At 34.8% G+C, this 21,071-nt stretch carries 21 protein-coding genes and 1 other annotated feature; of the genes, 9 read left to right on the top strand and 12 right to left on the bottom strand.

Annotated features, from left to right (window positions below; translation table 11 throughout):
- Positions 1–4 precede the first annotated feature (4 nt).
- From opp1B to Q0K76_RS04915, 5 genes are read left to right on the top strand one after another with little or no spacing between them, the layout of a single operon-like run.
- Positions 5–949: a nickel/cobalt ABC transporter permease gene (gene opp1B / locus Q0K76_RS04935; protein ID WP_294612314.1), complete on the top strand. Its 945-nt coding sequence runs from the start codon at positions 5–7 to the stop codon at positions 947–949.
- Entirely contained in the window at positions 946–1,779 is an 834-nt protein-coding gene (gene opp1C, locus Q0K76_RS04930) for a nickel/cobalt ABC transporter permease (RefSeq protein WP_294612311.1), read from the top strand. Before opp1B ends, opp1C begins: the two co-directional genes overlap by 4 nt.
- A complete protein-coding gene (locus Q0K76_RS04925) occupies positions 1,772–2,638 on the top strand; it encodes an ABC transporter ATP-binding protein (protein ID WP_294612307.1) in 867 nt (288 codons plus the stop codon). The genes opp1C and Q0K76_RS04925 overlap by 8 nt, the downstream gene beginning before the upstream one ends.
- Complete coding sequence (locus Q0K76_RS04920; protein ID WP_294612304.1) at positions 2,639–3,418, top strand: dipeptide/oligopeptide/nickel ABC transporter ATP-binding protein; 780 nt, start codon at positions 2,639–2,641, stop codon at positions 3,416–3,418.
- A 4-nt stretch (positions 3,419–3,422) separates the two neighbouring features.
- Entirely contained in the window at positions 3,423–4,748 is a 1,326-nt protein-coding gene (locus tag Q0K76_RS04915) for an MATE family efflux transporter (RefSeq protein WP_294612300.1), read from the top strand.
- Between the two features lie 58 nt (positions 4,749–4,806).
- Here the strand turns inward: Q0K76_RS04915 and Q0K76_RS04910 are convergent, their stop codons facing one another.
- Both Q0K76_RS04910 and Q0K76_RS04905 read right to left on the bottom strand, forming a co-directional pair.
- A complete protein-coding gene (locus tag Q0K76_RS04910) occupies positions 4,807–5,265 on the bottom strand; it encodes a DUF4234 domain-containing protein (protein ID WP_294612297.1) in 459 nt (152 codons plus the stop codon).
- A gap of 51 nt (positions 5,266–5,316) precedes the next feature.
- Positions 5,317–5,670, bottom strand: coding sequence for a hypothetical protein (locus tag Q0K76_RS04905; protein ID WP_294612294.1), 354 nt, complete (start codon positions 5,668–5,670; stop codon positions 5,317–5,319).
- An 88-nt stretch (positions 5,671–5,758) separates the two neighbouring features.
- On the opposite strand from Q0K76_RS04905, the gene clcA reads away from it, so the two are divergent.
- The gene (gene clcA, locus Q0K76_RS04900; protein ID WP_294612293.1) at positions 5,759–7,141 is read left to right on the top strand and encodes a H(+)/Cl(-) exchange transporter ClcA; all 1,383 of its coding nucleotides are present in this window, start codon (positions 5,759–5,761) and stop codon (positions 7,139–7,141) included.
- Between the two features lie 18 nt (positions 7,142–7,159).
- Here clcA and prfH read toward each other — a convergent pair whose 3' ends face one another.
- The 9 genes from prfH to Q0K76_RS04855 all read right to left on the bottom strand — a co-directional run bounded on the left by prfH (position 7,160) and on the right by Q0K76_RS04855 (position 17,703).
- Entirely contained in the window at positions 7,160–7,780 is a 621-nt protein-coding gene (gene prfH / locus Q0K76_RS04895) for a peptide chain release factor H (RefSeq protein WP_294612290.1), read from the bottom strand.
- On the bottom strand, positions 7,780–8,868 hold the full coding sequence (locus Q0K76_RS04890; protein WP_294612288.1) for an RNA ligase RtcB family protein: 1,089 nt from the start codon (positions 8,866–8,868) through the stop codon (positions 7,780–7,782). The genes prfH and Q0K76_RS04890 overlap by 1 nt, the downstream gene beginning before the upstream one ends.
- Positions 8,869–9,798: 930 nt before the next feature.
- Entirely contained in the window at positions 9,799–10,449 is a 651-nt protein-coding gene (locus tag Q0K76_RS04885) for a hypothetical protein (RefSeq protein WP_294612285.1), read from the bottom strand.
- 164 nt (positions 10,450–10,613) lie between these two features.
- A complete protein-coding gene (locus Q0K76_RS04880; protein ID WP_294612282.1) occupies positions 10,614–12,140 on the bottom strand; it encodes an AMP-binding protein in 1,527 nt (508 codons plus the stop codon).
- On the bottom strand, positions 12,140–12,919 hold the full coding sequence (locus Q0K76_RS04875) for an SDR family NAD(P)-dependent oxidoreductase (protein ID WP_294612278.1): 780 nt from the start codon (positions 12,917–12,919) through the stop codon (positions 12,140–12,142). The genes Q0K76_RS04880 and Q0K76_RS04875 overlap by 1 nt, the downstream gene beginning before the upstream one ends.
- A 459-nt stretch (positions 12,920–13,378) precedes the next feature.
- Positions 13,379–13,888, bottom strand: a complete 510-nt coding sequence (locus Q0K76_RS04870) for a contact-dependent growth inhibition system immunity protein (protein ID WP_294612276.1) — start codon at positions 13,886–13,888, stop codon at positions 13,379–13,381.
- Positions 13,889–14,092: 204 nt separating this feature from the next.
- Positions 14,093–14,569: a hypothetical protein gene (locus Q0K76_RS04865; protein ID WP_294612273.1), complete on the bottom strand. Its 477-nt coding sequence runs from the start codon at positions 14,567–14,569 to the stop codon at positions 14,093–14,095.
- 130 nt (positions 14,570–14,699) lie between these two features.
- A complete protein-coding gene (locus tag Q0K76_RS04860; protein WP_294612271.1) occupies positions 14,700–15,089 on the bottom strand; it encodes a hypothetical protein in 390 nt (129 codons plus the stop codon).
- Between the two features lie 625 nt (positions 15,090–15,714).
- Positions 15,715–17,703, bottom strand: a complete 1,989-nt coding sequence (locus tag Q0K76_RS04855; RefSeq protein WP_294612268.1) for an autotransporter outer membrane beta-barrel domain-containing protein — start codon at positions 17,701–17,703, stop codon at positions 15,715–15,717.
- Positions 17,704–18,188: 485 nt separating this feature from the next.
- On the opposite strand from Q0K76_RS04855, the gene Q0K76_RS04850 reads away from it, so the two are divergent.
- Positions 18,189–18,599 (top strand): STY0301 family protein, encoded by a 411-nt coding sequence (locus tag Q0K76_RS04850; RefSeq protein ID WP_294612266.1) that lies wholly within the window; start codon positions 18,189–18,191, stop codon positions 18,597–18,599.
- A 120-nt stretch (positions 18,600–18,719) separates the two neighbouring features.
- On the opposite strand, the gene Q0K76_RS04845 is transcribed toward Q0K76_RS04850, so the two are convergent.
- Positions 18,720–19,265 carry a cysteine hydrolase family protein gene (locus tag Q0K76_RS04845; protein ID WP_294612263.1) on the bottom strand — a complete coding sequence of 182 codons (546 nt, stop codon included), beginning with the start codon at positions 19,263–19,265 and terminating at the stop codon, positions 18,720–18,722.
- Positions 19,266–19,374: 109 nt separating this feature from the next.
- On the opposite strand from Q0K76_RS04845, the gene Q0K76_RS04840 reads away from it, so the two are divergent.
- Together Q0K76_RS04840 and hisG are read left to right on the top strand one after the other, a co-directional pair.
- Positions 19,375–19,767 carry an AsnC family transcriptional regulator gene (locus tag Q0K76_RS04840; RefSeq protein WP_294612260.1) on the top strand — a complete coding sequence of 131 codons (393 nt, stop codon included), beginning with the start codon at positions 19,375–19,377 and terminating at the stop codon, positions 19,765–19,767.
- 236 nt (positions 19,768–20,003) lie between these two features.
- Positions 20,004–20,129, top strand: a sequence feature (His leader region).
- Between the two features lie 38 nt (positions 20,130–20,167).
- On the top strand, positions 20,168–21,067 hold the full coding sequence (gene hisG / locus Q0K76_RS04835; RefSeq protein WP_294612257.1) for an ATP phosphoribosyltransferase: 900 nt from the start codon (positions 20,168–20,170) through the stop codon (positions 21,065–21,067).
- Positions 21,068–21,071 lie beyond the last annotated feature (4 nt).

The raw sequence follows: 21,071 nt of genomic DNA, 5'->3' as shown, positions 1-21,071 counted from the left end.
AATAATGTTGAACTACATAATTAAACGTTTAATCATGATGATACCGATTTTAATCGGTATCTCATTTATCGCTTTTCTACTCATTAATTTAGCCCCTTCCGATCCAGCTGAAGTTGCGTTGCGCTTGAATGAAATTATGCCTACACCTGATGCCATTGAAAGCATGCGTCAAGAACTCGGTTTGAATGAACCTTTTTGGAGCCGCTATTTTAGCTGGCTGTATAACGTTTTTCATCTGGATTTTGGTCGTTCATTTGTCCATCGAGATAGAATGGTTTGGGATGAGATTATACGTAGCTTAAAACCCACTTTGGTTTTAGCTACTTCATCATTTATCTTTACGCTAATCGTTAGTTTAGTGTTTGGGGTGTTATGTGCTATTTTTGCTAATTCAGTGTTTGACCAGGTATTGCGTCTTTTTATTTTCTTAGGTACGGCAATGCCTAGTTATTGGCTTGGGTTATTATTTATTTGGTTTTTTGCAAATTATCTCGATTTATTACCAACTACTGGCTATGGTACATGGCAAAATTTAATTTTGCCAACCGTAACCTTGTCATTTGTTTATATTTCCACCTATATTCGTTTTATCCGTAACAATATGTTGGAAAATATGCATAACTATTCTATTTTTTATGCTAGGTGCCGCGGTTTAAGCCAACCTAAAATCATCCTTAAACATGTATTAGTCAATTCATTACATACCACCATTACCGCCCTCGGCATGACTATTCCTCAATTAATTGCCGGTTCTTTTGTGGTGGAGTACATTTTTTCTTGGCCGGGCCTTGGGCGTTTGTGTATTGCCGCAATTATGAATCGAGATTATCCGGTGATTCAAGCTTATATCTTAATTATGGCAATTTTGTTTGTGGTATGTAACTTTATTGTGGATGTACTACATCAAATGCTTGATCCAAGATTACGTGATAATGGTGGTATTGCATGAATTTATTACCACAACTTATTAAAAATAAAACTGCACTGTGTTGTTTAATCATCATAGCCATTATTATCGTTTTGGGGATTTTAGCACCTTATATAGCCCCATTTGATCCTAACAAAGTCAGGATAATTCGTAAATACGCGGGCATTTCGGCCGAACACTGGTTAGGCTGCGATCATTTAGGCCGAGATATTTTGTCACGGCTATTATATGGTATTCGGGCAACCGTGTTTTTATCCCTACTGACGATGATAATCACCATTGTAATTGGTTCCATTATAGGCTTAATTTCAGGTTACAATCGTGGCAAACTTGATGAATGTATTATGCGAATGTGCGATATTATGCTTTCATTCCCTAGTCAAGTAATGATACTGGCTATCGTCGGAGTACTTGGGGTTGGTATTGAAAACGTTATCATCGCTAACATTGTGGTAAAATGGGCATGGTATAGCCGTATGATTCGTAGTTCGGTTATCAAATATAGCCGTAAAAACTATATCTTATTTTCGCGAGCAATTGGTGCTCCGCATACATTTATCATTCGCCACCATCTATTACCAAATGTTATGTCGGAATTAGTCGTATTAGCAACGCTCGATACCGGTTGGGTTATTTTAAATATCTCAGCACTTTCATTTATTGGCCTTGGCGTTCAAGCCCCAACCGCTGAATGGGGATTAATGTTAAGTGAAGCTAAAAATGTAATGATACAGCACCCCATGCAAATGGTCTTCCCTGGAATAGCAATTTTAGTGGTGGTGGCAGCATTTAACATGCTTGGCGATTGTTTACGCGATATTCTTGATCCAAAGGAGCATAAACATGAATAACCCATTGCTCAAAGTTAGCCATCTCACTGTGATGCTAGATAATGGTAAGGTTTTACTTAATGATATTTCGTTTGCAATTGAACATAATCAATGTTTAGGCATAGTCGGTGAAAGTGGTAGTGGTAAAAGCTTGACCAGTAAAGCAATCATTGGTTTGTTAGAGCCCTATTTTTCGATTAAAGGGCAAATCCTTTTTATGCCAAAACAGCCGCAACTTAACTTACCTGAGCAGGGTGACTTACTTAAACAAAGCCCAGAAACCTTACGCCGTATTCGTGGAAAGGAAATTGCGATGATCTTGCAACACCCTATGAATTCGTTCGATCCTTTATATCGAATCGGCGATCAAATTATCGAAACCTTACTGGCTCACCAAACAATCACCAAAAAACAAGCCGTTGTCAAAGCACTAGATATGATAACTGAGGTAGGATTGAGTAATCCTAAACAAATATTCAATAAATATCCACATCAACTAAGTGGCGGCATGTTACAACGCATCATGATTGGCATTGCAATAATGCTGGAACCTGAGCTAATTATTGCCGATGAACCAACAACCGCATTGGATTCAATCAGCCAGTATCACATTTTAAAAATGTTGGCCAAAATTAAACAACAATCGAAAACGACGATGATTTTTATCTCGCATGATTTAGGGGTAATTCATCACATTGCCGATCATATTTTAGTCATGCATCAAGGCACAATTGTAGAACAAGGCAGCCGCGATCAAATTTTTCACCATGCTAACAGTGAATATACCCATCACTTAATCAATGCGCGGTTACAACTGTTAACTAAATTTAATGCGATTATTCACCCTAATTCGCAAAAATCAACCATGGAGTCTTGCTAAATGTCAGCGTTATTGCAGATTGAAAATGTAAGCAAAGCTTATTTACAACCTAACCAAGGGTTATTTAATCGACAAAAAACGCCGATCATTAAAAATGTATCGTTAAGCTTAAATCAAGGTGAATGCCTAGGCATTATTGGTGAAAGTGGCAGCGGCAAAAGTACGCTGGGTAAACTAATTTTAGGTTTAGAAAAGCCCGACCATGGCAAAATTTACTTTGATGGTCATGAAATGCAAACCCGCACATGGCGAAAATTGCAACTACAACGACAATTAAGTGCAGTATTTCAAGATTATAATGCGTCGGTCAATCCTTACTTTAAGGTGGCGCAAATTATTGGCGAACCAATCAATATTTACACAAACATGCCTAAAAAAGCTCGCCAACAACGAATTGAACAATTATTAGAACAAGTTGGTTTAGATCTTAGCTTTTATCATCGTTTCCCGCATGAAATGAGCGGTGGCCAATTGCAACGCGTCTGTATTGCTCGGGCGATTGCTTGTAATCCAAAATTCATTTTATTCGATGAAGCAGTGAGTTCTTTAGATATTTCAGTACAAACACAAATTTTAACTTTATTAACTGACTTACAAAAACAGTTAAATCTTACCTCTATTTTTATTAGCCATGATTTAACCACCATCACCTATTTATGTAATCGCGTCATTTTTTTCCAACAAGGTGAAATCGTCGAGAGCATTGATAATATGGCACAACTCAGTCAAACTCAAAACAGTTATTCAAAACAACTTCTGGAATCGATTTTAGGTTTTTAGCATTATGACAACAGCAACACTGCCGCCTAGGCAATATCGTTTTAAAAATTACCTAGCCCTGGTTATTCCTTTTATTATCTCAACCATCACCACTCCCCTACTTGGTGTGGTCGATACCGCTTTAGTCGGCCATTTACCCAATCCGGCGTTTATTGCTGGCATTGCCGTTGGCGCGGTTATTTTTAATACTATTTACTGGTTATTTGGTTTTTTGCGAGTCAGTACCACCGGTTTTGCTGCCCAAGCTTTAGATGATCCTATTTTGTTAAGAGCATCACTGATCCGGCCGCTATTTATTGCGATCTTTTTAGGTATCATCTTTATTGTTTTTCAAAAGGTGATTTTTGCTGCCTCCATGCAAGTCATAAAGCCTAATGATGAAGTCAAACATTATGCAGATATTTACTTTAGCATCCTAATTTGGGGTGCACCTTTTGTGTTAATCAATTACGTTTTAGTGGGTTGGTTAATGGGCATGGCAAAAGTGAAAGCAGTATTATTTTTACAAGTGCTGATCAATCTACTTAATATTGTTATGGCAATTATTTTTGTTTGGCAATTGCATTGGAACATTGAAGGTGTTGCTTTGGCAACATTAAGTGCCCAAGTTATTTGCAGTTTATTAGGGGTTTGGTTTATCTTTAGTTATTTACCCAAGGCTGAGCAAAAAACCGATCTAAGATCAATTTTATCTTGGCAATCACTAAAAGGGGTGATTTTGGTCAATACCAACTTAATGATTCGTACCATTTGTTTATTAATTGTCACCAATCATTTTATTGCTATCGGTTCGAGTTTTAACACCGAAGTTTTAGCCGCTAATGCCGTTTTATTCCAGATTCACTATCTAATGGCTTACCTTTTTGATGGTTTTGCCAATGCTTCTAGCGTTTTTAGTGGCAAAGCAAAAGGGACAAAAGATTTGACATTATATAAGCAAACCTTACATTGGTCACTACTTGCCTGCATCATCTGTCCAATTATTTTAATTGTGATATGGTTTGGATTTGACACGCATATTATCAAGCTTTTAACTAATCAGAGCGAAATTATCGCCATCTGCCTTGATTATCAATATTGGTTAATCATCTTCCCTATTGTAGTGGCGGGTGGGTTGATTTATTATGGCGTTTTTTCTGGGATCAGCTACACCGCATCCATTCGCGATTCGATGATCTTAGCCTTAGCATTATGGCTAATATCACAATATATCTGTGTGCCTATTTGGGGGAATGATGGATTGTGGCTGTCTTATATTTTATTTAGTCTTGGGCGCACATTATTTTTAGTGATTTGGATTAACCGCTCTAAACAACATATTATGGCTTAACAGTTAATGCTAACCAATCAACCATAAAATGGTTAATAAGAGGTTATCAATACAAACATTAATCCGATTGGTTAGCATTGAAACGTTTTTCATCGCCTAAATAGTTGATGAGGTAATTAATATAAAAAATATTAAAGATAATAATATAAAAGGATTTAGTTTTTAATTTGATATTGTATTCACCCAAACTATAATAAGTTAATACATATCTGGCAAAATTTGCCCACTCAATCAATATAAAAAAAGAAATAAAATCAATGATACTGTTAACTGATTCTAAAAACGCCAACGACGTTATAATACCGATTAAGGCAATGAAAAATGGTGAATAGTTCAAAATAATTAACGTAATGATATAAGCATTACTTTTTACCTCAACCCCTAGCAATTTTTTTATTGATTTATTAACTCTATAAATCCACACAAACTGGTAAATACCAAAGGTAATCAATGTCCATAGAATAAATTTAAATGTGCTTAAGTTATTTTCTTTTTTTAATTCAACAAATGTGTTCATTTTGTCCTGACACATGGTTACGTTAACTGAGTTATTAGCATAATAATTGCTTTATTGCGGACTTAGACGAGAATCGGTTGGCTTTAAGTTGCGTATTTTCACCCAACCCGATATATCTTCCGGATGGTCTTTTAAAAAGTACATAACATAATAAAAATTACCATAATCAGAATATACAATTAGCGTAGAAATTTCATCAGCTCGCAACAACGTATCGGTTCGGCAAGCTTCATTGGGAGCTGAATATAAGTAAACCTTTTCACCATTGTTGTTTTTTAGTTGGTAGGTTTCGAGAGGAGAAATCATCACACTATTTTCTGTAGCTTGTTGATTTAATAATTCACAATCGGTAGCAGTGGCAAAAAAAGAGGTTGATAACAGTACCAAATACCATATCTTTCTCATGTTTTATTCCTTAAAGGTAAATTCGGTACCTTGTTTTTCTCAATTATAATAGTAAAATCCCTTATTATTCTAAAAATTATTATACATTGTGCCTAGTTATTCATCCATAAAAAAACACTTGCATCTTTTTCATAAGATTAAACGTATCCAAGAAAAAGCGCCTTTGATGGTGCTAATTATTGCTGGGGTTATAGGAACCATTACCGGTATTATTGGGGTAATGTTTCAATATGCTGTCAATTGGGTTATCAGCATCCGCAAATTATTAATACTACATTTATTTGATAATATTTGGTTAACTTACTTAGCCATTTTTTGCATAACCGGAGCTATGGGGCTATTTGCCTACTATTTAGTTAAACGCTGGGCACCGGAATCGGGTGGTTCAGGTATTCCGGAAATTGAAGGTGCCTTAATGAACTTACGCCCAGTACGCTGGCGTTATGTATTGCCGGTTAAATTTATAGGCGGACTCGGGGCTTTAGGTTCGGGTATGGTGTTAGGGCGTGAAGGCCCAACTGTGCAAATTGGTGGTAATGTTGGAGCCATGATTTGTGATCTTCTTAAAATTAAAAATATTGCTTATCGACATACTTTTTTAGCCACGGGTGCTGCCGCCGGGATCACTGCCGCCTTTAATGCTCCCCTCGCCGGCATTTTATTTATTATTGAAGAGATGCGCCCACAGTTTCGTTATAATTTAACTTCCATCAAAGCCATATTTGTGGGTGTGATTATGGCGAGCATTATGTACCAATTCCTATTTAATCAAACATCAGTGTTTCAAATTGGTCATTTTAGTGCTGTGCCAATCCAATCTTTGTGGCTCTATTTAATTTTAGGGGTATTATTTGGTTGTATTGGGGTGATTTCCAATAAATGTATATTATTGATGCAAGACCGTTATCGACAATTTTATCAATGCAAATCGTCTAATTTTTTACTCACCGGCTTCTTGTTAGCGGGTATTTTTGGCGTAACTAGCTTCATTTTGCCAGAAATAACTGGTAGCGGATTTGATTTTATTCCTGACGCAACTTTTGGTAAATATGCTATTGGTACGTTATTTTTGATCTTATTGATGCGTTTTATTACCACAGTTTTATGTTTCAGTTCCGGTGCACCCGGTGGCATTTTTGCACCAACTTTAGCTCTCGGTACCACGATTGGGATTGTTTTTGGGTTATTCACTCAGCAAATTTTCCCCAATTATCATATTGAACTAGGCGCTTGCGCTATTATCGGCATGGGAGGTTTATTTGCCGCCACCGTGCGGGCTCCATTAACAGGCATTGTATTGGTGATGGAAATGTCAGATAACTATCAGCTAATATTACCAATGATTATTACTTGTTTAGGCGCAACCCTAATTGCCCAAGCATTAGGTGGCGTACCGCTCTACTCGGCCATATTAGAGCGGATTTTATTAAGAAGTAAGTCAGTTGAAGCTGAAAAAACAGAGCAAACGTAATTCGTTTTGATCTTTTAATTAACCCTTTTGTTCACCAAATCCTTCACCATAGAACACCAAGCCACTACCACCGCGTGGAATAGACTGGTGAAATTGATGTAAGGCTGTTTTTTGTTGCTGTTGTTGATTAGCTTTATATTGGCAGAGTTTATGTAACAGTAATAATTTAGCTAATCGTTTATTGGCATGTTGGCTGCGTTCCGTTTGTACTTTGACACTTATACCGGTTGCAATATGGGTTGCCCGCACCGCTGATTCGGTTTTGTTTACATGCTGCCCCCCAGCACCCGATGATTTCATAGTCGAAAATTCAATTGCACTATCCGTGATTGGTGCCGGATTAAGTAAGCAAGTTACACCAATAAACCAATTTTTACGTTTATGCTTAGGTCGATAGGGGCTTTGGCAAACCCATTGTAAAGTGCCTTGCCAACGCGCACTCAATTGATCTTTTTGCTCCCCTTCTATTGCAATGAGTACTGAGCGAAAGGTGCCGGATTTTTCACCCGGCACCGCTTCCAATATATCTGCAGACACATTTAATGCTAACGCTTCTTGCATAAATTGATTTACTGCCTTAGCCACCGCTAAAGTGCACTCATCCGGACCTTTTGCCGCAGAAAAATATAATAATGTCATCAATTTTCCCCCTGCGTTTTATAGGTCAATATAGGGGTAAGTTGGGCAATAACAGTAATAATATTGGCTTGTTGCATTGACTCAATCACACTATCGATTGATTTATATGCTTGGGGTGCTTCTTCAAAAATTAAACTATTATCAGCACAAATAACGCGACTACCTAGTTTAGTGCGCATCATATCATTTACACTATAGCGATTTTCTAGTTTACCCTTACAATCAGCACGTCGCCATTTGCGCCCGGCACCGTGCGCTAATGAAAGTAACAGTTCTTCACGCGGCATTGGCTTGACTAAATAGCTGTAATCACCGCGTGAACCCGGTACAATCACAATTTCATCCATGGCTGATGATGCACCTTTACGGTGTAACCAATAATCTTGCTTAGCTAAAGTAACTTTTTGCAAAAAATTATGACAGACATTAAGTACTTCATGCCCTTGAGTATTAAGGTTTGTCATGAGCCTTTGCGCCACAATTTTTCGATTTAATATGGCAAAATTTACCGCATTATCATGTTTAGCTAAATAATCTAGTGCTTCAGGACTATTTTCAACTAAACCTTGATAACCAAAGCGCGCTAATTGCTTTTGTAAAATAGCATGCCCGAGTCCTCTGGAACCCGAATGCACCAATAAAAACAACTTTTTAGCATTAAGCTGGTAATGATTAAAAAGTTGTTCATTATAAACTTGGCTTACTTTTTGCAGTTCAGCAAAATGATTGCCACCGCCAATCGTACCAAGATTATAGTTATGACGGCTATCAGGCTGATCGATATTACCAATACGGCGTTCAAGTTTATCGATACTTAATTTCGCTAAATTAATATCGGTTTGCCAAAAAGCCATTCCACAACCGATATCACTCCCTATCAACACCGGATAAATAAGTCCATGACTTAAATATGCTGCTCCGATAGGGTAACCTTGCCCCGGATGTAAATCTGGCATCCCGATCACTTTATGCATATTCGGCAAGTTTGCCGTTGCTAGTAATTGTTCAATCGCCAAACCGTCGATCCAAGTATTTTTAGATGCTATCATTAATGCTTTATCCGATAGCACTTTAATAGAAGTGTCCATGTTTCAATCCATTTAATAAATATTATTGTTGTACCCTGATGGTGTTCAAAGACAATAATTTAAAGATGAAAAGTCTATCAATAAAACAACTTATTTAGCATTAAACACGGTTTTATAAATTCCAGCATTTTATCTATGCAATGTTTTATCTATGCAGTTTTAATGTGATTTAATCACTGCTAAATCAATTGTCAGTTAATAACTGAATTGATTTCATCAATGTAATATCTTTAAACAATGGGTATAAGTTAAGTTGGCAGGTTAAGATCAGCAGAATAAATTGAAGCAAAAAACAGAAGGTAATTACTTAATTAGTTGGTGATGAACCTGCAAATGCTAGTTAAACAAATCATAATTAATTCTCCTTTGCTAATAATAATGGCGCGTATATTAGACAACTTTTTCACTATTGTAAATAATTTGTTTATATTATTTTATGCACCTTATTTTTAACTGGCTACCAATGGCTATTTACTTAACCAATTGATATATATAATTATATTAATAATTGATATCTGTCTATCAAGCTTAACTAGGTAGTATGTGACTTTTATAAGATAAGAAAATGAAGATCATTACAAAATTATATAAGCCTGTTATGGCCTTTTTTATTGACTATTGTTATATATTTTCTTACCAGACAGATTGAAGTGATTAATATTGATGTTGAAATAGGCTAACTGTTTAAATATCCTCACCTCAAATTTGATAATTATTATTAAACATTTGCTGTCATCATGATTTAAATAGATTAAGTGGCGGAAAGATAAATTTAGTTTGTTATAAAATGTAATGTGACAATTTAAATATCCTAATTGCGCAATTAGGATATTTAGTTCACGTAAGTTAAAAAACAATAAGCTTGAGTTTATAATCGAATAAAGAACTCTAACCTTGTAAATATAAATAATATTCTTGCAAATTTAATCATTATTGTTGAGTGAAATCACTCAATTTTTTGGAATTAGCAGGGAATCTCATCTCATCTTTAACGCCTATTTTTTTCAAAAATTTGAAAAAATCATTTTCACGAAATATTTTCATTTTTATCGATTTAGATTTAAATTTTCGTAATTTCACACTATCCGGAACAGGATCATCGAGAAAATAATCCCATTTATACTGCTCTTTATTAATGAATAAATCATTAATGGCCTTAAACGGAGCTTCTATTTCTACTAATTCACCATTTATAATTATCGACGTTTTATAATCATCCTCATCTTTTTTCCCAGCTGCAATACTTATAATGTCACTTACTCCTCCTAATACAGAATCTTTTTTATATTCAATTCTATAAATTACATAGTTACTGAGTGTTGGATTAATAATTGCAAAAGACTGTGAAGAGTCAACCGTAAAATTAACCGTGTCATTATTATAAGACAGGTTATGTTGACCAAATTCAAATTTATAATTAACACCTGAGTTTGCCGGTATCGCTAATTCATTACCGTCAATGACAACCTTTATATCGCTAGTAGTCGGATTATCTATCCAATGCTCAATAGAAGTCTTTTCAAAACAGCCGACTAGCATTAAGCTACAAATAAGTAGCAAAGTATATTTTATTTTTTTCATCTCATTCATTTGTTATAAAAATTAAAAAAGGGAATAAATTTTAACATATGCAAGAATAAATTGTTATTTGTGAATAATAAATAACAAGTTATTAGTAAATTAGCCATTTGGTTGGGCCAGTTCAGGTGTTATTAATTTGGTAACTTGCAAAAGAACATAATTAGTTAATCGGTGTTTTCTGATATTATTTTGCGCAATGCCTTTCGATCGACTTTACCAATGTGCGTCATGGGTAGCTCATCAAGCACTATGATTTTTTTGGGCATTTGGTAACGTGCAATTTGTGATTTTAACCAGTCTTTTATTGTACTTTCGGTTTGTTGGGTATTAGTGGTTAATACCACAAATGCCACTAATCTTTGTCCAAACTCATCATCTTCAATACCGATAACGGCTGTGTCATTAATATTAGGATGGCTTAATAAACATTGTTCAAGTTCGAATGGATAAACATTTTCGCCACCTGAAACTATCATATCGTCAACCCGACCATTTAGATAGTAATACCCTTCACTATCTTTTTGAGCTATATCGCCAGTAGCTATCCAGTTGTTACCTTGCGTTGACCATGCACATTGAATATAGAGTTCACCTTTTATAGCGTCCAGCTTATCGTTTTCCATTAATTTTGCCGATAACCCCTTAAGCGGTTTGCCGATGGTGGTTGGATGAATCATTAAATCATCTGGCGTAGCGATCATGGATAAGCCGGCTTCTGATGTTCCATATAAATTAAATAATACCTTACCGAGTTGATTTAGAGTTCGTTTAACCAAGATTGCAGTAATCGGTGCACCACCAGTAATAATACAACGTAAGCTGTATAGCTGTGTTGCTGAGTAGTTCAGCATTCTGTTGAGCATTAATGGTACTAGGGTGACAACTTCGATTTGATGTTTATCGATTAGCTGGCAGACTTTGGCGGTTTCAAAGCGTTGGCAGATAAACATGGTAGCACCTAATAATACCGACATGCATAGAGTAGCAATACCAAAACCATGATAAATCGGTGTTGCAATATAGATTTTGCTATACTGGCTAAGATTTAATTTCATCAATAATTGATAAAAAGGACTAATAAAATTTTGTGCTTTGCTATTCCGCCCGGCCATCTTAAATCGCCCTGTGGTGCCACTGGTTAATACAGTGAGTTTGGTAAAATGGGTGACATTAAGTTTGGAAGAATTAGGCAAAATTGCATCGTTCAATAGCGAGTAAATCGATACTTGTTCAGGATGATTAGTCGGTAAGGATTTAACAGTGGCTAAGGTGGTGATTTGCGGATCATGTATGATCCAATTGAACTTGACCATACCATGAATATTTTGTAATTGTGAAGCAGATAGTTCGGTATTGAGTAGATAAATATCCGCTCCTAATCGCGACACGGCAAACAGTGTCTGCACCATAATAGTATGATTGCTTGCCATTATGGCTATTTTTTGACGTGGTTGTATATGGCAATGTGCTGCTAATTGTTTAGCCAAATGTTGGGACTGAGTATAGAGCGTTTGGTACGTTATGCAGTTGTCATCTTCATTTATCGCTATTTGGGTTGGACTGAGTTTTTGGCGAACATAGAGCAAAGCCATTAAATTCATACCTACTGCGCCAATACTCATTAATAAATAACCAATCCCCTTAAAAGTAAGAAGCCGAGTGGTATAGAGAGCTTTAATCGTTTTTATCATCATTTTCTCTTTATATAATAGCGATTTAATATGAGCCAGATACCATTAAATAGTACGGAAGCGATTTGCCCTATAATCGTCCACCAAGGTTTATATTGCCGTTTTTGCGTTTGCAACAACCGACTTATAATTAAAGCGGCTTGCTTCGGTTGTAATGCGGGTAGGTTTTTATAAGCTATGTTCGGTTCGATCATTCTGGTTTTTACTAAGGGTAAATAAGCGGTCGATACTTTGATTTGCTGGTTTTGCAGTTCAGCCGTTGCACAGCATAGCCACTGATCGAAGGCGGTTTTTGAAGCTTGATAAGCGGCCCAGTTTACTGTTGGTGCTAGTAGTACATTTATTGCCGAAACGTTAACTATCAACCCTTGGCTCTGCTTTAGTTTAGGGATGAGAGCCAAGCATAATTGTACTGGTGCCAAATAGTTTAGTTTTATGGTTCTTTCAAAATCATGCAGTCGATCTAAAGATTGCATAATTGGACGGCAAATCGATTTGCCGGCATTGTTGATAAATATGTCAATGGGGAAAGCTTGTATATATTGTATAAATTCATCGATTTGCTGCGAATCGCGCAAATCAGCCTCATATAAGTCAATTTTAGCTCTGCACATAGCGAGCTGTTGCTTTAATTCCCGTAATTTATCAGCAGTGCGCGCAACGAGTATTAGATTACAATCAATATCCGCCAAAAGATGACAAAGTGATTCACCAATACCATAACTAGCCCCAGTTATAATGATAGTTTTATGCTGTAAACGCTGTCTTAAACGAAGCATATTTGGTTTGCGTACTGGGAATAGCAAAAAATAAAGCAAATTAATCAAAGCGACATCTTTTAATTGTGAATAATATGGACGACAGTATAAAATTAACGTTCAATAAGTCAATATGATAGCGACTCGCCGTCACCTCATCACAGTTATGCTGTTATCTAATAAGTCTAAGGTAAATTCAACCACGATTTGAATTAGTTAAATTTTCTACCAATAGCGATTGTTTGTTTTAACCGAGTATCTTTATTTAAATGATGAAGCTTGCCTTTAATGGTTAATTAACTTGACATTTATAGTAACAAGATTGCGGCTGATTAAAACAAAGCCAGGCAAATTAGTTATAAAGCAATAAGGGAGGTTTAAACAGTAAAAGAATGCTATGTCAATTTATTATCGAATTTACTGACAGGATTAACGATCACCTTTTAGCGATAAAAAACAAAAACTAAGATGGAGTTAAAATTAACGACAACGGCTACGACAGCGACTGAACGCTAATCTTAATCCGGCACCAATTTTTTCGGCTGAACTATCAATAGGTAAAACAACATCATCGTTTTTTGTTAAACCATGTCCGCTCCAAGCTTGTAGTTTTTCGTGACAAGTCGGCATTATGGTCAAAAATTCACCTCTAATCTCAAGCATACAATGCTTCATATTTTTAAATAAAGCGCGTTTGGTCTTATACTTATATATTTCAATTAATCTATTTACCCATTTATTATAAGTATCATTTGTTTTAGTATTATCAAAATAATCCGCAATTTCACTTTGAGCTATTTGTCGGCTTTTAGATAAGGCTAATAATGCTGCCTGACCTAATTCTAGATCTGATACATCGGTGGGTAATAAAAGCTCTTTTACATCAGGATCAATAGCCATCATTCTAAAACCTGAATAAGTTTGTAGAAAAATTAAATCTTGATTAAAATATGCCACAGCGCTATATTTTTCTTGTTTGGTAAAATCCATTATTTCTCCTATGTTATAATCATGTTAACACCTTGATTTTTAACTTAATCAATGGTTTTATAAATTTATTGCCATTTTTTTTAAAATAGAGTTACTGTTGTTACATTTAATTCCTGCTAGATATCCAAAAATATAATTATTCATTTAATTGTCCTTAACTTACACCTTATCAAGTCTTTTACCAACTCGATTTTCACTTAGCTTTTAAAACCTGCATAGTATGATTTCATAAAGTGTATTTGGTGGGCCTTGATACGCCTTGAAATCAGCATGAATAACTTTTCGCATATCAGAGAATTTTATTCTTCTTATCGTTTCTATTTGATTACATTCAGTCATGGATACCACCATTTTGGATGTATTAGTAATTTTGATCATATCAATCAATGTATTGATCAGTATATCTAGTCGTGCTTTAGGATCAGCCGGAAAACCAATATCTGTATCTGGTGCATATTGGTCATAATCAATTAAATAAGTAGCATTAATAGAATTTGGACCATCACTAATATCGAATATAAAAGACTCTGTATGTGGTATTAAATATGTTGGATAGTCAAATAATTCGCTTTGTTCAATTTGCCGAATATTAAGGGAACATGTTTGTAGGTAACGTTCCAATGTTAATTTATAGTCTGTATTTGGATCAGGTAATATATAACCATATACATCATTTGACATAACATTCCCTATTTTTTACATAAAATCAAATTATTGACAGAATTACTGTTGTTATCCGTTGGTTAATTATTTTTTCTCTAAATAAAAGTAATAAAAAAATCCTACAATTTAAGCGAATGGATCTTTTTACTTACCACCACTTAGGATAATCAATAAACTCATTTCTGATGACCGCGTATGCATCATCAGTAATGTTACTGCTATAGCCTGCACTCATAACATTTCCATCTGGATCTTGTCTGTTAATTGACCATGTAAATACTATCGAGCCATTAGTTTTTATTATATGTATAAAAAAACTATTATCCATATCATTTAATATGGCATCACCTCCTTCGGATAACGCTTTGGAAAACTGATCCCAATTGTTACAATCAATCCAAATTTCACCACTGTATGCTAAAAAATGAGTAAACTGCTTTAGATGGAGATCAATTTTAAATTTAATTGATGGTAAATAATGATCTATTTCTATCTCATCAAAAATGATTTTGATGGGATGATTTAAATTAATACTCACAAATGCCTCTAATTATTTGTTTACGGCTGAATTTAGAGCCTTATACAAACGATTTGTTATTATGACGATAACCTTACAGCTTTGAGATATAGTTTTTTGCCCTAAATTGGGGAGTTTAGCAATATGTTCTATCTCGTAATATCCTCGATAGTTTTGTAGATCAGCGTTCACCATGAACCCAACGCTGCCTTGGTTCACATACACTATAGCAAAATCCTCAAATTAGGCAGATCAGATGAAAATCCATCTCCCCCGCCCTTTTTTGGCATTATTGATTATGCTAATGCAATGCTGTTTCATTTGTTTTTTGAGGGACTGAATCATTCACGGATATCCAACCGTAATATTCGATCATTTTGTTACCTTAATGATTTAGGATTAAGCGAGTTACTATCTACAATAACTTTTACTCCTTAATAATTACGATGATCCTCACCCAAAATAAACCTGAAGCTTCTCCTATGGTATAAATAAAAAATCCTAGGAGAATCATCATGATCAACAAATTTAGTCTTGAATTTAAACAACTATCTATTGATTGTGCCTATACATCCTAAACTATATGCAAGTGTATATTTAATGCAATATTATCAAATTAATAAGATAATTCTTTATGAGTAATATATTAGAATGAATATCGATAACCACCATTAACTTGTAATAAATCAAATTTATGCCCTGGTGAACTTTCTAAATCAAAATAAATAGTATGTTGGTGATTGATGTTTGCACTTACACCCAAGCCATTATTCCACCAGTTACCTTTAAATGAGTGGCTCTCTTTATTATTGTTTAATTTATAATAAGTGTCACCATTAAATTCCCTTACAATCCCGGTTTTAGCATACAGGTTGATGTTATTATTTTCGTTACGAATTTCATAACCAAATAAAGCCGACGCCCGGCCAATAAGTGAATTATAGTTGCCTAATTTGACTCGCAAACCGTTAGTTGCATTTATCGATGTACCATTTTGGTGGCTGTACGATAATTGTGTTTGTGGTTCAATATAAAAACGTTGGAACATATATTTTTTACCTAATTCCATGGATAGACCTAAACCATTGGTATGACCATTACCTTGGACTCGGTTATTGGCAGTGTCCCTAACTTTAAAATGATTGCGTTGACGAGCATATTTACCCACAACATCAACGTATAATCCAGTATAATCAAAATAAGAGGTATAAAGGCCGGCATTAAATGAACGTAATGAGCCATCGCCTTTGCGGTAGTTAGGATCACCATAAGTTTGACCAACAAAAGCCCCAACGACAAAAGGTGAATAGTCAGCTAACTGTTTATCGGCACCAAATTGGAAACCATGATAACTCATATCGAATTTACTTAATTTGCCACCGGCAAACGAATCCAATTTACCAGAAAAACCACGCAACCACACATCACCAAATTCACCACTATTACGCATATCACCTAAACGTTTTAACAGTGTTTGCGTTTCCACATAACTCATCAAGTAGTTACCATTAAGGAACCCGGCACTAGCCATGGCTGATGATGAAAGAGAATTACTCCTTAAAACCCAATTATTGCCGTCTTTATTCAAATTATAGCGATAACCACCATAATCAACATCATGATTAATTTTAAAAACAGCAGTATTGGCAGCATTATCATCAATTTCAACTAAGGTTAATTTTTCTTCACCGGAAGTATTAGAAGCGCCATTATTAGTCAGATTAATTATATGTGTTCCTTCTGCTGAATTTGTAACAACAATTTTATCACTTTGTCCGGTTACAATGTTGCTACGTAGGTCGAAATTAGAACCACCTTTCAAATTTTCAATAATTAACTGGCCAAAATTATTAGTATGATTAGCATAAGTAATATTAAGGTTATCGTTAATAAATCTTATATTTCCCTGTCCTGATAACTGAGTAATATAAGAATCGTTACTAGTAATATCCCAAGATGCATTTTTAGCAAGATCCATTATAAGGGTACCAGCATCATCATCTGGGTAATCAGGGTCGGCATTACTATGTATAGATCCTATTATTTTTGAGCCAGGTTGCAAATGTAATTCAATTACTCCACCATCATAGGCTTCTATATCACCATTGATTATTGATTGATTATTAATTTTTAGATTTCCTCCCGCCATCACCATAATTTTGCCGTTAATTAATGATTCACCATTCAAAGTTAAGCTGCCGTCATCTATATCAAGGGCATATGAATATTCACTATCATCAACATTTAAAGTAGTTTTTCCATTAACTATAATTGAACTATTAGGTGCTCCCATATCGATACCAATAGAATCACTACCATGTAGATGAATATTAAGATCACCATTAAAAATAGTAGATGAGGAACCTGTAATGGCCCATACTCTAATGCCGTGAAGAAAATCATTATTGTTGTTTCCATTCGATTCTATGATGGTGACATTTTTTGCAAAAGTAGTATTACTGTTTTCATGTATTTCAATACCTGAATATCCTGTTCCTATTCCATCAACTTCACTCCAATTATGAGTAACAGGAATATTTATCTCATCTGTATAAGTCTGATTGCCTTGTAACTCCAATGCCATAGCCGTGAGCGGTGTAGCAAAAGCTAGGCCAACGATTAATTTGTTTTTCATTGTTTTCTTCCCATTTATCCCTAAAATCTTAAATAGCTTAACATAAAGCAAATGATATTCAATACGCATATCAACTCGAACCTCTAAACTGACATTGCCTTTAAGGCTATTTAATTCACTGCGGTACTATTTTGATTAGTACGCTTATAACATGAAATTGGCTTCTAATTGGACTCGTTATATCCACAATTGAATTGTGCCACTACTGTTGCTATCTTTAGCTTTAATCACAATATCGCCTGCCTGTAAAATTTATTCAGGAGTCTATACCGTCTAATATTACTCAACTCAATGTAGTTTACCGTTTGTGGGCAATATATTTACCGGCAGTGAAACCCTAATACAAAATTTAAAGACCGTGAGTTTTTTAAAAGGCGGATATTTATAATTTTTAGTAGCCAGGGAAAGAATACTAATGGATATTATCTAGATTCTTGTCATAATTCTGATACCATCTTATTAATTAAATAATATAGGAGAATATTATGTTTAATAAAATAAGGTTGTTATTAGTTTATTTTTTATTACTAGCAACACCACTATGTTACGCTCAAAAAAAAACTATCCTATGCCCACTATCAATAAATGTGCAAGGTATTCAAAACATATCTGTAACCCCTCTGGATGATTTTTCGCTGCTCCTTAGTGATAACATCCCTATTTATACTAATGGAATTGCATTATATAGTGGACATCCTAATCAGAAGTCAGAATTAAAACCTTATAATGAAGATGATAATCCTCCCACATGGAAATGGTTAGATAGCAATAAAGAAACTGTTTTTATTAGTTGTATTTATGCTAATGGTTTAATTCGACTTAACAAAGCTATTGAAAATGTTAAAACTTGTACTGCTTATCAGACTAATAGTGAAGCTAAATTAATATGCCAATGATTTTAGATTGAGCTATTATTTTGATTTAAGAGTATATTTTATCCATCGCAATACTGCTAATTTATCAATTATCTAAACTAATTTTTTAAAGAAAAAATAAGTGTAGTTTGGGTGTTTCTTTTAGTTAGTAATTAACGCTTGGCAACTAACAATTTTTGCGAAATTCATTAGAGCAGACATAAAACTGTCATGTACTGTTTGAGCAGGAATAATTATATCGTTAAACTGTAGATCGCAAGTTGCACAGGCGTCATGAATTAGTATTGGTTGATAATTTAGTTCACCTGCCATGCGGGTAGTTGAATCAACACACATATGACTCATCATGCCACAAATGACCAGTTGTTCGATGTTTTCCTGTTGTAATTTTGGTTGTAATTCAGTTTGGTAAAAACTATTGGGAAAGGCTTTAGGGATAATATATTCGTGTGGGTAAATAGGTAATAAGCTACGGTGAATTTTAGCGCCATGACTGCCTTTAACAAAAAAATTTGCATTAGGATCGGATTTGATATGTTGAATATAGTAAATCGGTAAGCGTTTTACACGAAAATATTGTTGCAATTTTAAGGTATTTTGTAATGCTACTTCGCTATTAGTTAAACTATATTTTCCATTAGGGAAATAGTCGTTTTGCACATCAATAATAATTAGGGCTTGTTTCATTTGATTTTCCTTGCGTTAGGCTTCTATTTATAATTATGCGATAATCATGCAATCACTAACATAGTCAATTGAAAGCAATCTTTATTACTTGCTTTCATGGTGAAATAATATGGATAAAAAAGATCGCGCTATTTTAGATCAACTCAAAATTAACAGCCGCCAATCATGGAAAGAGATTGGCAACAAAGTATTTTTATCTGGACAAGCCGTTGGACAGCGAGTATATGAACTGCAAGCAAATAATGTTATTGAAAAGTTCACAATTAAGGAAAAAACAGAATATACCCAATTTATTACTATTTTTATGAATTCAAACCAATTTGAATTATTTGAAAAAATCGTTAAATCTTTCCAAGAAATTCTTGAATTTTATAAGATTACGGGAGAGGGTTGCTATTTTATAAAAAGCAGTTTTACCCCACAAAATCTATCAGTATTCATCGAAAAAATCGAGCCCTACTGTCGATATAAAGTTAATCACCAATTGAAAGCAATTATTTAATTAATGCGATAATCGGTATTATTTAATTATTACATTGATATTGTATTCAAATAACCAATACCTTCTTAAATATTTTAAATTAACGTTATTACAAATATTTAGGTGAATTTTTAACTAATAATAAAAAAAGAGTTGCGAGTAATCAATTTCTGTTATATTTTGTTCACTAGTTTGTGTTTATATTTAATTAATGGTTTGTATTTTATGAATTGTTTTTGCGTTTCAGTTATTAAACATCATCACCATCATCATCCCTGAATAGTCTTCGGGCGTTTGGTGCTGGAAGACATTTGATCTTCCGGTGATAACGCGAAAGCAAATAGAAAACCCTCGGAAGGTCAAGCTTCCGAGGGTTTTTTGTTTGTGGTTTATACATTTTTTGGATAAGTTGGAGAATAATATGTTGGATAATTCACGTTTACGCATTGCTATGCAAAAATCTGGTCGTTTAAGTGATGAGTCAAAAAAATTACTGGCTCAATGTGGTATTAAAATCAATCTTCAAGAACAACGTTTAATTGCTTTTGCTGAAAATATGCCTATTGATATTTTACGTGTTCGTGATGATGACATTCCTGGTTTAGTTATTGATGGCGTTGTTGATATTGGTATTGTGGGTGAAAATGTTTTAGAAGAGGAAGTCCTCGATAGACAAGCTGAAGGGGAAAATCCTCAATATAAAAAACTACGCCGTTTAGACTTTGGCGGTTGCCGGCTATCCATTGCTGCACCACGTGATTTTGAGTATACCGGCCCTGAATGCCTCAATAACCTACGTATCGCCACCACTTACCCTCACCTACTTCGTCGCTATTTAGCTCAATATAATGTGACATTTAAAACCTGTTTACTTAACGGTTCGGTTGAGGTAGCACCAAGAGCGGGGCTGGCTGATGTAATTTGTGATTTAGTGTCTAGCGGGGCAACTTTAGAAGCCAATGGTCTGCAAGAGGTCGAGGTGATTTATAAATCAAAAGCCTGTTTAATTCAACGTCAAGGTGAAATGAACTCTGCAAAACAAGCATTAATTGATAAAGTGATGACGCGTATGCAAGGGGTTATCCAGGCACGAGAATCCAAATATATTATGTTACATGCGCCAACAGCAGTATTAGATGAAGTTGTTGCCCTTTTACCTGGTGCAGAAAACCCAACCATTTTGCCATTAACCGGTGAACAAAATAGAGTTGCTCTACATATGGTTAGCAGTGAATCCCTGTTTTGGGAAACCATGGAAAAACTAAAAGCACTGGGCGCTAGCTCAATTTTAGTACTACCAATCGAAAAAATGATGGAGTAATAAT

Origin of the sequence: uncultured Gilliamella sp. (assembly GCA_945271295.1) — a bacterium.
In the GTDB taxonomy this organism is placed as follows: Bacteria; Pseudomonadota; Gammaproteobacteria; order Enterobacterales; family Orbaceae; genus Gilliamella.
This window is presented reverse-complemented; position numbering and strand designations above follow the sequence as displayed.

Excerpts from the sequence above, each read along its gene's own strand:
- Q0K76_RS04850 (WP_294612266.1), top strand. The coding sequence starts at position 18,189 with ATGTTTAATAAAATAAGGTTGTTATTAGTTTATTTTTTATTACTAGCA.
- opp1C (WP_294612311.1), top strand. The coding sequence starts at position 946 with ATGAATTTATTACCACAACTTATTAAAAATAAAACTGCACTGTGTTGT.
- Q0K76_RS04905 (WP_294612294.1), bottom strand. The coding sequence starts at position 5,670 with ATGAGAAAGATATGGTATTTGGTACTGTTATCAACCTCTTTTTTTGCC.
- Q0K76_RS04840 (WP_294612260.1), top strand. The coding sequence starts at position 19,375 with ATGGATAAAAAAGATCGCGCTATTTTAGATCAACTCAAAATTAACAGC.
- Q0K76_RS04890 (WP_294612288.1), bottom strand. The coding sequence starts at position 8,868 with ATGGACACTTCTATTAAAGTGCTATCGGATAAAGCATTAATGATAGCA.
- Q0K76_RS04910 (WP_294612297.1), bottom strand. The coding sequence starts at position 5,265 with ATGAACACATTTGTTGAATTAAAAAAAGAAAATAACTTAAGCACATTT.
- Q0K76_RS04920 (WP_294612304.1), top strand. The coding sequence starts at position 2,639 with ATGTCAGCGTTATTGCAGATTGAAAATGTAAGCAAAGCTTATTTACAA.
- Q0K76_RS04865 (WP_294612273.1), bottom strand. The coding sequence starts at position 14,569 with ATGTCAAATGATGTATATGGTTATATATTACCTGATCCAAATACAGAC.
- Q0K76_RS04870 (WP_294612276.1), bottom strand. The coding sequence starts at position 13,888 with ATGGATTTTACCAAACAAGAAAAATATAGCGCTGTGGCATATTTTAAT.
- Q0K76_RS04885 (WP_294612285.1), bottom strand. The coding sequence starts at position 10,449 with ATGAAAAAAATAAAATATACTTTGCTACTTATTTGTAGCTTAATGCTA.
- Q0K76_RS04875 (WP_294612278.1), bottom strand. The coding sequence starts at position 12,919 with ATGCTTCGTTTAAGACAGCGTTTACAGCATAAAACTATCATTATAACT.
- prfH (WP_294612290.1), bottom strand. The coding sequence starts at position 7,780 with ATGACATTATTATATTTTTCTGCGGCAAAAGGTCCGGATGAGTGCACT.
- Q0K76_RS04845 (WP_294612263.1), bottom strand. The coding sequence starts at position 19,265 with ATGAAACAAGCCCTAATTATTATTGATGTGCAAAACGACTATTTCCCT.
- Q0K76_RS04915 (WP_294612300.1), top strand. The coding sequence starts at position 3,423 with ATGACAACAGCAACACTGCCGCCTAGGCAATATCGTTTTAAAAATTAC.
- hisG (WP_294612257.1), top strand. The coding sequence starts at position 20,168 with ATGTTGGATAATTCACGTTTACGCATTGCTATGCAAAAATCTGGTCGT.
- Q0K76_RS04925 (WP_294612307.1), top strand. The coding sequence starts at position 1,772 with ATGAATAACCCATTGCTCAAAGTTAGCCATCTCACTGTGATGCTAGAT.
- opp1B (WP_294612314.1), top strand. The coding sequence starts at position 5 with ATGTTGAACTACATAATTAAACGTTTAATCATGATGATACCGATTTTA.
- Q0K76_RS04855 (WP_294612268.1), bottom strand. The coding sequence starts at position 17,703 with ATGAAAAACAAATTAATCGTTGGCCTAGCTTTTGCTACACCGCTCACG.
- Q0K76_RS04880 (WP_294612282.1), bottom strand. The coding sequence starts at position 12,140 with ATGATAAAAACGATTAAAGCTCTCTATACCACTCGGCTTCTTACTTTT.